The sequence below is a fragment of the Solibacillus sp. FSL W8-0372 genome (assembly GCF_037969735.1).
Taxonomy (GTDB): Bacteria; Bacillota; Bacilli; order Bacillales_A; family Planococcaceae; genus Solibacillus; species Solibacillus faecavium.
Map to the genome: position 1 here is coordinate 2,577,459 of NZ_CP150204.1, position 13,956 is coordinate 2,591,414.

10 protein-coding genes and 1 other annotated feature are annotated in these 13,956 nt (G+C 38.3%); of the genes, 1 reads left to right on the forward strand and 9 read right to left on the reverse strand.

Translation table 11 applies throughout. The features are described 5' to 3' along the window. Nucleotides 1-10: 10 nt before the first annotated feature. A complete protein-coding gene (locus MKY13_RS13145) occupies nt 11-2,653 on the reverse strand; it encodes a valine--tRNA ligase (RefSeq protein ID WP_339213191.1) in 2,643 nt (880 codons plus the stop codon). 57 nt (nt 2,654-2,710) lie between these two features. Then, nucleotides 2,711-3,094: a binding site (T-box leader), on the reverse strand. A gap of 115 nt (nt 3,095-3,209) precedes the next feature. Between MKY13_RS13145 and MKY13_RS13150 the strand changes: the two genes are divergently transcribed. Further along, nucleotides 3,210-3,401 carry a hypothetical protein gene (locus MKY13_RS13150; protein WP_225223664.1) on the forward strand — a complete coding sequence of 64 codons (192 nt, stop codon included), beginning with the start codon at nt 3,210-3,212 and terminating at the stop codon, nt 3,399-3,401. Between the two features lie 300 nt (nt 3,402-3,701). Here the strand turns inward: MKY13_RS13150 and MKY13_RS13155 are convergent, their stop codons facing one another. From MKY13_RS13155 to MKY13_RS13190, 8 genes are all read right to left on the reverse strand, one after another. Next, a complete protein-coding gene (locus MKY13_RS13155; protein ID WP_191700365.1) occupies nt 3,702-4,355 on the reverse strand; it encodes an alanine racemase in 654 nt (217 codons plus the stop codon). Between the two features lie 64 nt (nt 4,356-4,419). Beyond that, nucleotides 4,420-5,709 carry a glutamate-1-semialdehyde 2,1-aminomutase gene (gene hemL / locus MKY13_RS13160; protein ID WP_339213194.1) on the reverse strand — a complete coding sequence of 430 codons (1,290 nt, stop codon included), beginning with the start codon at nt 5,707-5,709 and terminating at the stop codon, nt 4,420-4,422. Between the two features lies 1 nt (nt 5,710). Then, complete coding sequence (hemB, locus tag MKY13_RS13165; RefSeq protein ID WP_339213196.1) at nt 5,711-6,691, reverse strand: porphobilinogen synthase; 981 nt, start codon at nt 6,689-6,691, stop codon at nt 5,711-5,713. Continuing rightward, nucleotides 6,688-7,431 carry a uroporphyrinogen-III synthase gene (locus MKY13_RS13170; protein WP_339213198.1) on the reverse strand — a complete coding sequence of 248 codons (744 nt, stop codon included), beginning with the start codon at nt 7,429-7,431 and terminating at the stop codon, nt 6,688-6,690. Before MKY13_RS13170 ends, hemB begins: the two co-directional genes overlap by 4 nt. After that, a complete protein-coding gene (hemC, locus tag MKY13_RS13175) occupies nt 7,421-8,353 on the reverse strand; it encodes a hydroxymethylbilane synthase (RefSeq protein WP_191700369.1) in 933 nt (310 codons plus the stop codon). The genes MKY13_RS13170 and hemC overlap by 11 nt, the downstream gene beginning before the upstream one ends. Nucleotides 8,354-8,371: 18 nt before the next feature. Continuing rightward, the gene (gene ccsA, locus MKY13_RS13180; RefSeq protein WP_191700370.1) at nt 8,372-9,199 is read right to left on the reverse strand and encodes a cytochrome c biogenesis protein CcsA; all 828 of its coding nucleotides are present in this window, start codon (nt 9,197-9,199) and stop codon (nt 8,372-8,374) included. A 134-nt stretch (nt 9,200-9,333) separates the two neighbouring features. Then, nucleotides 9,334-10,692: a glutamyl-tRNA reductase gene (gene hemA / locus MKY13_RS13185; protein WP_339213203.1), complete on the reverse strand. Its 1,359-nt coding sequence runs from the start codon at nt 10,690-10,692 to the stop codon at nt 9,334-9,336. A gap of 295 nt (nt 10,693-10,987) precedes the next feature. After that, entirely contained in the window at nt 10,988-13,945 is a 2,958-nt protein-coding gene (locus MKY13_RS13190; protein ID WP_191700372.1) for a VWA domain-containing protein, read from the reverse strand. Nucleotides 13,946-13,956: the final 11 nt, after the last annotated feature.

The following is a 13,956-nucleotide window of genomic DNA, read 5'->3' on the forward strand; positions in this document are numbered from 1 at the left end:
TTCGTATAAATTACATATTTTTTAATTCTGCAATACGTTTTTCAACTGTTGCATATTTCGCTTCATAGTCGGCTAACTTTTCACGTTCAGTTGCTACTAATGCTTCTGGTGCCTTAGATACAAAGCGTTCATTAGATAATTTACCAGAAACTAATTTCACTTCTTTTGCCCACTTTTCAAGCTCTTTTTCAAGACGTGCAATTTCTTCATCAATATTGATTAAACCTGCAAGCGGCATGAAGATTTCTGCGCCTGATACAACTGCCGACATTGCTTGTGCTGGTGCTTCAAGCTCTGTACCAATTGTTAAGCCATCAGGGTTACAGAATTTTTCGATGTAACCTTTGTTTGCTTCAAGAACTGCTGCAATACCAGCGTCTTTTGCCGAAATCGTCATCGCTACTTTTTTGCTCATCGGTGTATTTACTTCTGCACGAATGTTACGTACTGAACGGATAATATCCATTAACAGCTGCATATCGCCTGCTTCTGCCGTAAAGTTAAATGCTGGGTTAACAGTTGGCCATGCAGCTATCGTAATAGACTCCCCTTCATGTGGCAAGTGCTGCCAAATTTCTTCTGTTACAAATGGCATGAATGGGTGCAGTAAACGCATTGTATTGTCTAAAACATAGGCAAGTACTGAACGTGTTGTTAATTTTGCTGCTTCATCTTCACCGTATAATGGTAGTTTCGCCATTTCGATATACCATGAACAGAAATCATCCCAAATGAAGTTGTATAGCTCACGTCCTACTTCACCGAACTCATATTTATCAGATAAAGTTGTTACACGGTCGATTGTTTCATTCAAGCGTGAAAGAATCCATTTATCCGCTGTTGAAAGGTCACCTGTTAAATCAATTTGCTCGTATGTTAAGCCTTCCATGTTCATTAACGCAAAACGAGAGGCATTCCAAATTTTGTTTACAAAGTTCCATGTAGATTCTACTTTTTCTGTAGAGTAACGTAAATCCTGACCAGGAGAAGAACCTGTTGCCAAGAAGTAACGTAGTGAGTCCGCGCCATATTGACCGATTACATCCATTGGGTCAACACCATTTCCTAGTGACTTAGACATTTTGCGACCTTCTGCATCACGTACTAAACCGTGAATTAACACATCTTGGAATGGGCGTTTACCAGTAAATTCTTTACCTTGGAAAATCATACGGCTTACCCAGAAGAAGATGATATCATAACCAGTCACTAGTGTGTTTGTTGGATAGTAACGTTTGTATAATTCTGCTTCTTCATTTGGCCAATCCATTGTAGAAAACGGCCATAAAGCACTTGAGAACCACGTATCCAATACGTCTTCATCCTGTGTCCAGTTTTCTTTGTCGGCTGGTGCTTCCTTACCAACATAAATTTCGCCTGTTTCATTATTGTACCAAGCTGGAATTTGGTGCCCCCACCATAATTGACGGGAAATACACCAGTCATGGATATTTTCCATCCAACGGTTATATGTGTTTTCGAAACGGTTTGGCACGAAGTTTACTTTTTCATTTTCATCCTCTTGCATTTTTAATGCTTCTTCTGCAAGTGGTGCCATTTTTACGAACCATTGTTTTGAAAGGTATGGCTCTACTACTGCATTTGTACGCTCAGAGTGTCCTACTTGGTGTGTATGCGGTTCAATTTCAATTAATACGCCTGCCTCTTGTAAATCGGCTACAATCTGCTTACGGCACTCGAAACGATCCATGCCAGCATATTTACCAGCTAAATCATTCATTGTACCATCTTCGTTCATTACTAAAATACGTTCTAAATTATGGCGATTCCCTACTTCAAAATCGTTCGGGTCATGTGCTGGCGTCATTTTTACGACACCTGTTCCAAATTCCATATCTACGTAATCATCCGCAACGATTGGAATTTCGCGACCTACGATTGGAAGGATAACCGTTTTCCCTACTAAGTGTGCATAACGTTTATCGTTTGGATGTACAGCTACACCTGAGTCACCTAGCATTGTTTCTGGACGTGTAGTTGCTACACGTAATTTTCCAGAGCCATCTGCCAATGGGTATTCCATATGGTAAAACGCGCCTTCTACTTCTTTATGAATTACTTCGATGTCAGAAAGTGCAGTTTTTGCAGCTGGATCCCAGTTAATAATACGTTCACCACGGTAAATATAGCCTTTTTCATACAGCTTAACGAATACTTCTTTAACTGCTTCTGATAAGCCTTCATCTAATGTGAAGCGCTCTTTTGAGTAGTCAAGACCTAAACCAAGTTTTGCCCATTGCTCACGAATATGGGAAGCATATTCATCCTTCCATTCCCACGTCTTTTCCAGGAATTTCTCGCGGCCTAAATCATATCGTGAAATGCCTTCACCGCGTAGTTTTTCTTCTACTTTTGCCTGTGTCGCAATACCCGCGTGGTCCATACCCGGCAACCAAAGCGCATCATATCCCTGCATACGTTTCATACGGATTAAAATATCCTGTAATGTTGTATCCCAAGCATGACCAAGGTGTAGTTTCCCTGTTACGTTCGGTGGTGGAATAACGATAGAATACGGCTCTTTATCGCTCGTTGGATCTGCTTCAAAAAACTTACCGTTTAACCACCATTCATAGCGGCCGGCTTCTGTTGACTTTGGATCATACTTTGTTGGCATTGTAATTTCCGTCATGATGAATCTCTCCTTTTCAAATACAAGTTGAATAAAATAAAAAACTCCCTTCGCCTAAAAAAGGACGAGGGAGTTAATTCGCGGTACCACCTTTAATTCCGAAGGGTTTAGTCAAGCGCTCGCATACTTTGTCACTTGCCTCTCTCAGTCGCTCATGAACACTATGTTCAATTCGCGTCTTCGCTCGGCTACGTTCCTCGTCTGACAAGCGCTTTCTTTAAACCCTGTGATTTAAATGTCAAGCGCTCGCATACAATGCGGCGTTACTATGCCCAATCGGCACTTCATTCGATAACGGTGTCTAACCGGAACTCAGCTACTGCTATTTCACTAAGTCAGCTCCTAGGCTACCTTCTGTAAGTATGATGTAGAAACTTTTCAGCTACTGTTTCCTCTCTGCACATCATGTTCATACATACTCTTCCTATTCAACGCTTCAAATATATAGTTAAAATAATTCTAAGCTGTTTTTTATGAAATTTCAAGTATCATATTCATTATCGGAAAACACTTTTTTTAATTTCTAAACATATACTATGCAAAAGGAGTTTGGAAATTGCGAAAAAATTATAACCCTTTCTTATTACCTCCATGGTTACGAAAATTCCGATTTTACATGAGATATTGCATTCTACCGCTGACAATTTTCCAGGCAATACGTACAATACTCATTCCGACAACAGGCGATATCATATTATTAGCCATACTAATTTTATTTTGCTACTTATTATTGACAGATTTTATTTAAGTCTGGTTTGTTAAACAAAATAGGCTAGGACAGAAGAAATTTCATTGGATAAAAGAAAAGACCTTTATTAAGTAAGGAATATTTTAAAAATTGATTGGAATGGAGGGCGACTCCTGCGAGAATAGCAAAATTTATTTTGCGACGAGTAACCGCAGGAGCACCGACGCCAGAGACTACAGGCTCAGGCCGTGCCCGCGGAAAGCGTCCCGGAATGGAAATCAATTTTAATGCCAGCAAAAAAAGTTCCATTATTCTCCCTGAGAATAATGGAACTTTTGGGTTATGTCCCAATCCCTTTTATTATTTTTTTAATTGAATTTGAACACGGCTGTATGCATCTGCTAACTGCTCCAAAAAATCAATCTCTTCTGCTGGAAGATGTTGAGCCTGTCGTTGCACTTCCTCATGAAATAAAATATGACTTTCAACCTCTTCTTCCTGTTGGTCTGAAGTAGCCATATGCTGAATTGGCTCGACAGTTTCTTCAATTTCCTGAATTACTTCCACTTCCTTCTCCGCTTTTACTTCCTTTACCTCATCAATTTTCTTAACTTCTTCTATTGCTTGTACTTTTCTTTCCACATTACAATTAACTTGCCAGCTACATGAACAGTACCCGTTATTTGGTTCTAGTTTTATTTCATTTATTTGCAGAGAAACCTTTTCAATCTGATCATTTGGGAAATCAACCGAAAAAGGCAATGCATATTCAAAATAGCCGTAATCCTTTTCTATATCGATATGCTCAATATATATGCCTTCCTCTATTTCCTCCTCTCTCGCTTTATGGTCAAATTGTATATTTCCTTTTACTACATAAATACCTCTTATCACTACAGAATCCTCATTAAATTCTTCATGCCATTTCGGTTCAACTACTATTTTCGAATTTTGTTGAATATTTCCTAATTGCTTCGGAAATGTAAACATTTCATTCATATGCCATTGTTGCATAAAAATCCCCTCCCTACGCTTACATTATGCATAGAAAGGGGATTTATGAGTTTATTAAGTAAGATTATCTTGCTAATTTAGCAAATACATGATGGAATGCTTGCACTGTTTTAGCGATATGTTCCTCTGTATGCGCTGTTGAAATAAACAATCCTTCAAATTGAGAAGGTGGTAAGAAAATGCCTTCTTCCGCCATTAATTTAAAGTATTCCGCAAATAATTCTAAATCAGAGCTTTTTGCTGATTCAAAATCAATTACATCTTCGTTTGTAAAGAAGAAACCGATCATTGAACCTGCACGATTCACAGTATGTGGAATATTATATTTCGTTGCTGCTGCACGGAAACCTTCTTCTAGTTGGTCACCTAGCTTACGGAAATATTCATATGATTCTTTATTTAAACGAGATAGTGTTTCATAGCCAGCCGTCATAGCAAGTGGGTTGCCTGATAATGTTCCCGCTTGATAAATCGGACCTGCCGGAGCAATTTTCTCCATTATTTCACGTTTACCACCAAACGCACCTACTGGTAAACCACCACCGATAACTTTACCTAAACATGTAAGATCCGGAGTTATACCATAGTACTCCTGTGCACAACCGTAATCCACGCGGAAGCCTGTCATTACTTCATCAAAAATCAAAAGTGTTCCATTTTCCTCAGTAAGCTTACGCAAACCTTCCAAGAAACCTGGTTGAGGTGGTACAACCCCCATATTTCCTGCAACAGGCTCTAAAATAACAGCTGCCAGTTCTGAACCAAATTTTTCAAATACTAATTTTGCAGACTCTAAATCGTTGTATGCAACTGTTAAAGTATTTTTCGCAATATCCGCCGGTACACCTGGAGAATCCGGTAAACCAAGCGTTGCTACACCTGACCCAGCCTTAATTAAAAGGGAATCACCATGCCCGTGGTAAGAACCTTCAAATTTCAAAATTTTATCGCGTCCTGTATAACCACGTGCCAAACGTAATGCAGACATCGTTGCTTCAGTTCCAGAAGAAACAAAACGAATCATTTCAACAGAAGGTAGGCGGTCCATTACAAGCTTTGCTAATTTGTTTTCAGAAAGTGTTGGAGCACCAAACGATGCACCTTTCGCAGCCTGGTCCTGAATAGCAGATACTACTTCAGGATGTGCATGTCCTAAAATTAACGGACCCCATGATAATACATAGTCAATATATTCATTGCCATCAATATCTTTAATTACCGCGCCTTTGCCCGATTCCATAAAAATCGGATCCAAGTTTACTGATTTAAACGCACGTACAGGCGAGTTTACTCCACCTGGCATTAAGTCTACAGCTTCTGTAAATGCTGCTTTTGATTTTTCATAACTAGTCATATTATTTTTCCTCCAGCCAACGACAAACGTCTTTTGCGTGATACGTAATAATTAAGTCAGATCCTGCACGCTTCATACCTAATAATGTTTCAAGTACTACAGCCTTTTCATCTATCCAGCCATTTTGTGCAGCTGCTTTCACCATCGAATATTCCCCTGAAACGTTATACGCAACTACTGGCACAGGGAAGCTATTTTTTACATCGCGAATAATATCCATATAGGCTAGTGCTGGTTTAACTATAAGGAAATCTGCTCCTTCTTCTACATCTGAAGTTGCTTCACGAATTGCTTCCATTCGATTTGAAGGATCCATCTGATACGTTTTACGGTCACCAAATTGAGGAGCGCCTTCAGCTGCTTCACGGAATGGACCATAATAGCTTGATGCGTATTTCACTGCATATGACATGATCGGTATATGCTGGAATCCTGCTGCATCTAATCCTGCACGAATTGCCACAACAAAACCGTCCATCATGTTCGATGGTGCTATAATATCAGCACCTGCTTTCGCTTGAGAAACAGCAGTACGAGCCAGCACATCAAGTGATGGATCATTTAAGACTTGCTCTCCTTCAATTACACCACAATGACCATGGTCAGTAAATTCACATAAACAAGTGTCTGCTACTACTAAAAGATTAGGGTGACGCTCCTTAATTAAGCGAGTCGCTTTTTGAACAATTCCGTGGTCATGGTAAGCGCCGGTACCTACAGCATCCTTTTCAGCCGGAATACCAAATAGAAGTACCGCCTGAATACCTAACTCAACAATTTCATCCACTTCGGCAGCTAACTTATCCAGTGATAATTGAAATACACCTGGCATAGAACTAACAGGATTTTTAATATTTTCGCCTTCAATAATAAATAATGGATAAATTAAATCTTCTTTTTGTAAGTATGTTTCTTTTACTAGGGCACGCATCGCTGCACTTTGACGTAGGCGACGGTGACGCTGGAAATAAAGTTCTGTCATTTTTTCTGTTCCTCCAGGATGAGCTGCTCAATAACAGCCTGCATCGTATAGATTTTCGGTTGTACAATTGGTTCCACCCCATATTTAGCAAGGGCGGACGTTGTCACATGACCAATTGAGCCAAATTTAACATATCGCCAGTCCACATTCGGAACAATATGCTCAGCATAAATGTCAACTGCAGATGGACTTGCAAAAATAACAATTGGTTCTTCGTGTTCAAGTATGCATTGTTCAAGCTCTTGTAAATAAGTTGTACAAGGACGTGTTTCATAAACTGTCCATTCGTCTGCACCAGTGCCATCATGTATTGTACTTTTCGCCATCGAGCCTCGTAAAAATAATGCACGTTCTGTTGGCTCCATAACAAATTCCTTAACGAATACATCGGCACTGTAAACAGTCGGCATAAAGTGAATTGAATAGCCGTGCTGCTGTAAAAGTGTAGCTGTTTTTTCTCCGACAGCTGCGACTTTTATAGACGATGGGACCTTTATTCTACTGCGCTCACACTTATTAATAAAGCTTGTCACGGCATTTTGACTCGTAAAAATTAACCATTGATACGAGTCGAGGTTAGCCGTATATATGCTATCTTCATCCGAAACTATTTCAGCAGTTTCGATTAATGGATAATTATATACTTTCCCACCATGTTGCTCAATTAATTGCTGTACTGACTGTACAACAGATGAACCTGTAATAATAATCGTCTTTCCTAAAAGAGCATTACTCGGCATCAAGCTCAGCCTTTACTTTTTGAATTAAATCAAAGGCGCCCTGCTCTGTTAATTTTGCGGCAACTGCTTTACCTAATTCATCAGCATTTGTGCCCGTTAATGTTTCTTTATATGTCACAGAAGCATCTGGTGCTGCTACTAAACCTGTTAAAGTAAGTGTTTCTCCATCCGCTACTGCATAGCCTGCAATCGGAACTTGGCAACCGCCATCCATTGCCGCTAAAAATGAGCGCTCTGCATGTGCTGTTTTCCACGTTGTCTGATCTGTTAGTTTCGCTAATTGTTCAAGAAGCTCTGTATCATCTGCACGACACTCAATACCTAACGAGCCTTGCGCAACTGCTGGTAGACAAATATCTGTGTCTAAATATTCAGTTACGACATCATCGCTCCAACCAAGGCGTTTTAAGCCAGCTGCCGCCAAAATAATCGCATCAAAGCCTTCTGTTTTTAATTTGTTTAGGCGCGTGTCCACATTTCCACGAATCCATTTAATTTCTAGGTCTGGACGCACGTGTAATAACTGGGCGCTTCGGCGTAATGAGCTTGTACCGACAACTGCCCCTTTTGGTAAATCGGCAAATTTCACATGACCGTTTGAAATAAAGGCATCGCGCGCATCTTCACGCGGTGGGATACAGCCGATTACAAGACCTTCCGGTAATACTGCCGGCATATCCTTCATAGAGTGCACTGCAAAATCGATTTCCTTATCAAATAAAGCTTGTTCGATTTCCTTTACAAAAAGACCTTTACCCCCAACTTTAGAAAGCTGAACATCTAAAATCCGATCTCCTTTTGTGACAATTTCCTTTACCTCAAAATCAAAAGGAACGCCTGCAGCCTTTAATTCATTAATGAACCAATTTGTCTGTGTTAATGCTAATTTACTTCTACGAGATCCTACAATAATTTTTCTCAATATACTCCGACCTTTCTGTTAAACCCATAGATGGAAATTTGATAGTTTGCTGCCAAGGAAGAAATTAATGACGACGAGCAGAAATAACCCAACATGCACTTGTGCATAAGTCGTCCCAACTAACCTACCTCTTCGATGCAGCAAGAAAATAATTAAGTAAATAACGGATACGATGAAAGAGCCTAAAATTTTAACATCAAAAATAGAAACATTCTCTAATGTTAAAAATGCCCATTCCAACCCTAAAATTAAACTTATAAGCAGCAATGGAATTCCGATTATTGTCGATAGATTAATCCATTTAACCATTTGTTGCAAACTTGGCAATCTTGACCACAAATTATTTAATTTTTTCCGCTTTAAGATTCGATATAAAATTATATATAGTAGCGAAAAGACAAACGCCACAGAAAAAGCGGCGTAAGACATAATCGCAAAGCTAATATGGATCAATAACATTTCCGAGACTAAAGAATCACTCACAATTTGAGCGTTTGATTGAGGTGCAAATAAATGGATTGTCATAAATATAAAGCTCAATACATTTATAAAAAATACCGGTAAGTCGACACGGGCAATACAATGTAGCACGATCGACAGCGTAGTTAGAAGCCACGCATAAAAGAATACACCCTCATACAGAGACAAAATTGGGAATCGTTTTGTTTCGAAAATAAACAATACAATAAATAATATTTGCAATATCCACACTATCGAAACAAACCAAAACGCAACACGTCTGAATTTCACATTTTTATAAAGATAATCAGTAAAATACAGTACGATACAAAGCCCGTAGAGAATAATCATGAGCTCATATAATCTTGTCATTACTAGTTCTGTCATATGCACCCTACTCCTGTTTAAAACTAAAACCCACTTATGAAAAAAGCGCTTTCGGTATCTATGATTTTACCATATAGATACGAAAACGCTTATGTTCATTTGGTAAGGCTCAATGTCTATTGGCTATTGTTCAATTAATAAGTTAAACCCGGACTTAAGTTTACTTCTTTAACTTTTTTGTTGGAAGTTGGTTTGACAACATGCATCTGCTGTACTTCTTGCTGCACTTCATCTTCAATCCCGAAAATTTGTTGGAATAGTGCTAGCTGTGCTTCTGCATCTTTGTCATTGGCAAGCTCTTTTGCTTGAAGAATCGGTGTTTTCAGCAACTGATTAATAATTGACTTCGTATGTTTATTAATTATTTTACGCTCACGTTCCGTTAAGTTTGGCATCTTATTTTCAATGCTCATCATCGTTTCTTCCTGTATAGATGACGCTTTTTTACGCAATGCAGAAATAACCGGAACGACACCAAGCGTATTAAACCAATCTTTGAATTGTATAATTTCGTTATGAATCATCGTCATAATTTCATTTGCCGCACGCTCACGCTCCGCCAAGTTCGCTTGTACAATTCCTTGTAAATCATCAATATCATACAGGAAAATATTCGGTACATCGCCAATACGCGGATCTAAATCTCGTGGTACTGCAATATCGACCATAAATAATGGGTCACCCTTACGGAATTTTGCAACGTCCTTCATTAGATCGTAATCAATGACATAATCTGTTGCTCCTGTAGAACTGATTAAAATATCCGCTTCTAAAAGAGTACATTGTAATTCATTCATTGCTTTTGCCTTACCATCGAATTTCGATGCTAAATTTTGGGCTTTTTCAAATGTACGATTAATAACCGTTACTTTACCTACACCGTTGCCATATAGATTTTGAATCGCCAATTCACCCATCTTACCGGCACCTAAAATTGCAACATGTTTATTTTGTAAAGAACCGAAAATTTTCTTTGCAAGTTCTACGGCTGCATATGAAACAGATACAGCATTTTCACCAATCGCTGTATCACTATGGGCGCGTTTAGCAAATGTAACTGCTTGTTTAAATAACTGGTTGTAAACGGTTCCAGTAGTACCAATTTCTTGACCTTGTAAAAAGCTCTTTTTAACTTGTCCTAAAATTTGTGTTTCGCCCAATACCATCGAATCAATACCAGCCGTTACACGGAATAGGTGGTTTAACGACTCATCCTCTTCATAAATGAATAAATGATCCTCGAATTGCTCCATTGGGATGTTAAACCAGTTAGCCAAAAATTGTTTAATATAATAGCGGCCAGTGTGTAATTGATCAACAACCGCATAAATTTCTGTACGGTTACAAGTAGAGATAATTACGTTTTCTAATATGCTTTTTTGCTTTTGTAGCGCCTCCATAGCATTCGGAAGATCCGATTCGATAAACGATAACTTTTCACGAATTTCTACTGGCGCTGTTTTATAATTCAAGCCTACTACTAATGTATGCATGAACCTCTACACCTCACACGTTCTAATTCATAGATTCTATTGTAACATAAAGGTAGCATGACTCACGTTTAGTTTGTGAACATGCTATGAAAGTATTTGCTGAATATGATAAATCAAATCCTCTTTTCCGATTTTTGATCGGTAAGAGTTAAAAATTTTTTGCTACGATGATATATACCCTAATTTCAAAAAGTTAAATTAGAATTATTCTAATGTAAGTTTAACAAAGTTCGACATAGATTTCAATCATACAAACCGAAAAAGAAGCTCACTTATGCAATGAGCTTCTAATTTGTCACATATTATGAATTTTTGTCGCGATAACGTTTCCTGATTCATCTAGAGCTTGGAATTCAACTTCTACGTATAAATCAAATTCAGGGAATTCATACAATTGCGGTCGATGCATAAAGCGCGATGAACCACGTTCAGGTAAATCATAACGCACATCTCCACTAGGCGAAATAAATACGACACGCACCGCTTTTACATTTTCACAGCCTGTATTTACATCCGCGAGAATTGTTACACGTTCTTCTATACGTACATCTGTACGATTAAAGATTGTGTCCCCTACTAAACAACTATTATTCAAAGTTGGAGTTTTACATAAAATCGTAGTAATAATCGATTGTAACGAGCCATGTAAATTCTCGATTGTTGAAATGTTTTGATACGTACCTTTTGTTTCAGATGATATATCTTTCAATAACTTTTCATTCACAGTAGTGTATGAGCCAACTGAAACAGTATGAATCGCAATTCCCTTTTCTTTTGCCATTCGGATAACCTCATCTAAGCCATTACTATTTGAATAGCCATCCGTTACCAATACAATTGCCTTATTTGTATATTGATTTGTAGTGAAATTATTCACTGCCGTTTTTAATGCTGATACAATATTCGTCGAACGATTCTCATTTTTATAGCTCAGTAAGCTATCGATACCTGAAACGATTGCTGCTGTGTCTGTTGCTTCATGGTTTGAACGATTGCTGAATCGATACACATGACTCGGATTCGCTCCAATTTGCTTCACCGTCTGTTTCACTTTGTCTGCTGTATAGTTTTTCGCATCTCGTACTTTCATCGAACCTGAATGATCCACAACAAACATAACTTCAGATTCAACTGCACATAAATTATTTTCAAAACGTGGATTTGAAAATACAGATTGTGTAACAGTCGTATTTTTCAGTCCTTGAAAAACTTTATCATAACGTGGATCCAAGTCAATCAATCGTGCTTTTACCTGTGAATTGCCGTATAGAATATCATCAAAGTATACAACTGCAGACCCGCGGCTACCTGTGTTATTATTGTAGTCTTTTGTATTCGTATCAAATGATACAACACGAGTTTTCCCATTGAACGATACTTCTACTGTTCCTTTATAATCAGTAATAATAACACCACTCGGCGCTACTAAATTGACAATAACTTTTGTATATCGATCCATGCCTTCCGGACGTTGTTGTAATTCTTTTCCTGCCTGTAAAACGGCAATTTTTGATACAGCGCCTTCCAGTTTTCCGATTAGGTCTGCATAATCTTTTCGCAGTAAATTTTTATCGATTTGTCCTAAGCGATCGTACATTGCTTTTATTACTTCGACCGATTCTTCATGCGCTAATGTAATTTGATCTGCAATCGGTAAAAACTTGCCTGTTAAATAAATAATGACAGCATGTAGCATAGAATTGAAGGGAACTGTATCTTCTTCACTCATAACGCCTTGAAGATCGTATGTTGCTCGTCCTTCATTATTTACTGTGTACATTACTTTCGCATTTCCTAGACCGCCCCATGAAGATTCATCTTTCGGTCCTTCAATCATATAATCTAAAATTTGTTCAAATAACCAAACAGAAATAATTTGGCCTTCTAATTTCAAGTCGGCATTTCCGTATTGTATTTCCTTTGAAGTGACTTGCCCTTGTGTTAACTTACCATCGGATGTCGTATAAGATTCCCATTTAGAGCCTGTCATTACTTTTATATCTTCGTCATAATCGGTAATTGTAATAATCCCATTTGGTGTATATGGTACAGTCGTTGTTCCAACTACACCTTGTGGTAAAGCTGGCAATGGTTTTACTCCAGGATCAACCGTACCGCCGTTCCATTCTGTCTGCTCTGGATCAAACACTTCATACGTGATGCGAAGCTCTGCTTTTGGTACATATCGCATCGATACTTCAATGACTTGATTTTTATATGTGTGGTATTTCTCCGTTGGATTGACCATTTCAAAGCGAATCGTATCAACTACCGACTTTGTAAGTGCCGGTGCTGTCACATATACATTTAACTGAGGGCCATCTGTATATACTACTGTCGATTGTCCACTTGTACTCGTGTTCGTTTCCGATACTTTCGCTCCAGCTACAGAGGTAACTTTAAACGCAAGCGATTCATCATATGAAATGTCATTGCCATAGCTATCGCGCAAATTAATTGTAATTAAAGAGGAATCCAGACCGTTGGCAGTAAGTTCTTCTTTTGCTACTTTAATGTCTTTTACAGCTTTGTAAACGTCCGGTCTAGTCGTTTTATCATCCGGATTTTTGCCTGGCTTTGTTGGAATGGTTACCGTTCCATCTTTACTTTCAATAAAGTTTGTTGGCAACGTTATCTTATTATTGTCCTTACCAGTAGGAGCGCTTGATAATCCTTCTATCGCCATTTTCCCTTGCTGATTAATTCGATACATAAAAACGGCCATATCTCCTCGGTTAATATTGCGGGTCGGCTTATAATCTTCAAATGTGCGCTTACCAGATGTTCCAGTAGTAATTTCATTCATATATAAATATTGAACTGCTTGTACTTCCGATAAATCTAAACCATTAACTGCTGCATATAAGCGGGCAAAATGACCTCTGGAAATGTTTGCATTACGCTTTGATGGATTGTCTGCTCCATATAGCGGTATATTCAACTCACTGTAATATTCATATAACATATCCTTATTGTTCGTATTGAAATGATAATTACTATCCAACTTCGCTAAAAACTGAAGCATTTGCCATTCCATAACGAGAGTGCCAGATTGGAATTTGTTCCCGCCATATAATTGCATATAATCCTTGTCTACTGCCCATTTAGCCGCTTTATATTTCGAATTAGATTTAGCAATATCCGAAATTTGCTTGTTTGCTGCTTCCACCTCTATCGGACCAAATGGAAAAGCTAAAGAGAGAACTAGAAGACAAGATAGCAACATCGCCATTAGTTTCTTCATTTTATTCATTTTTGCAACTC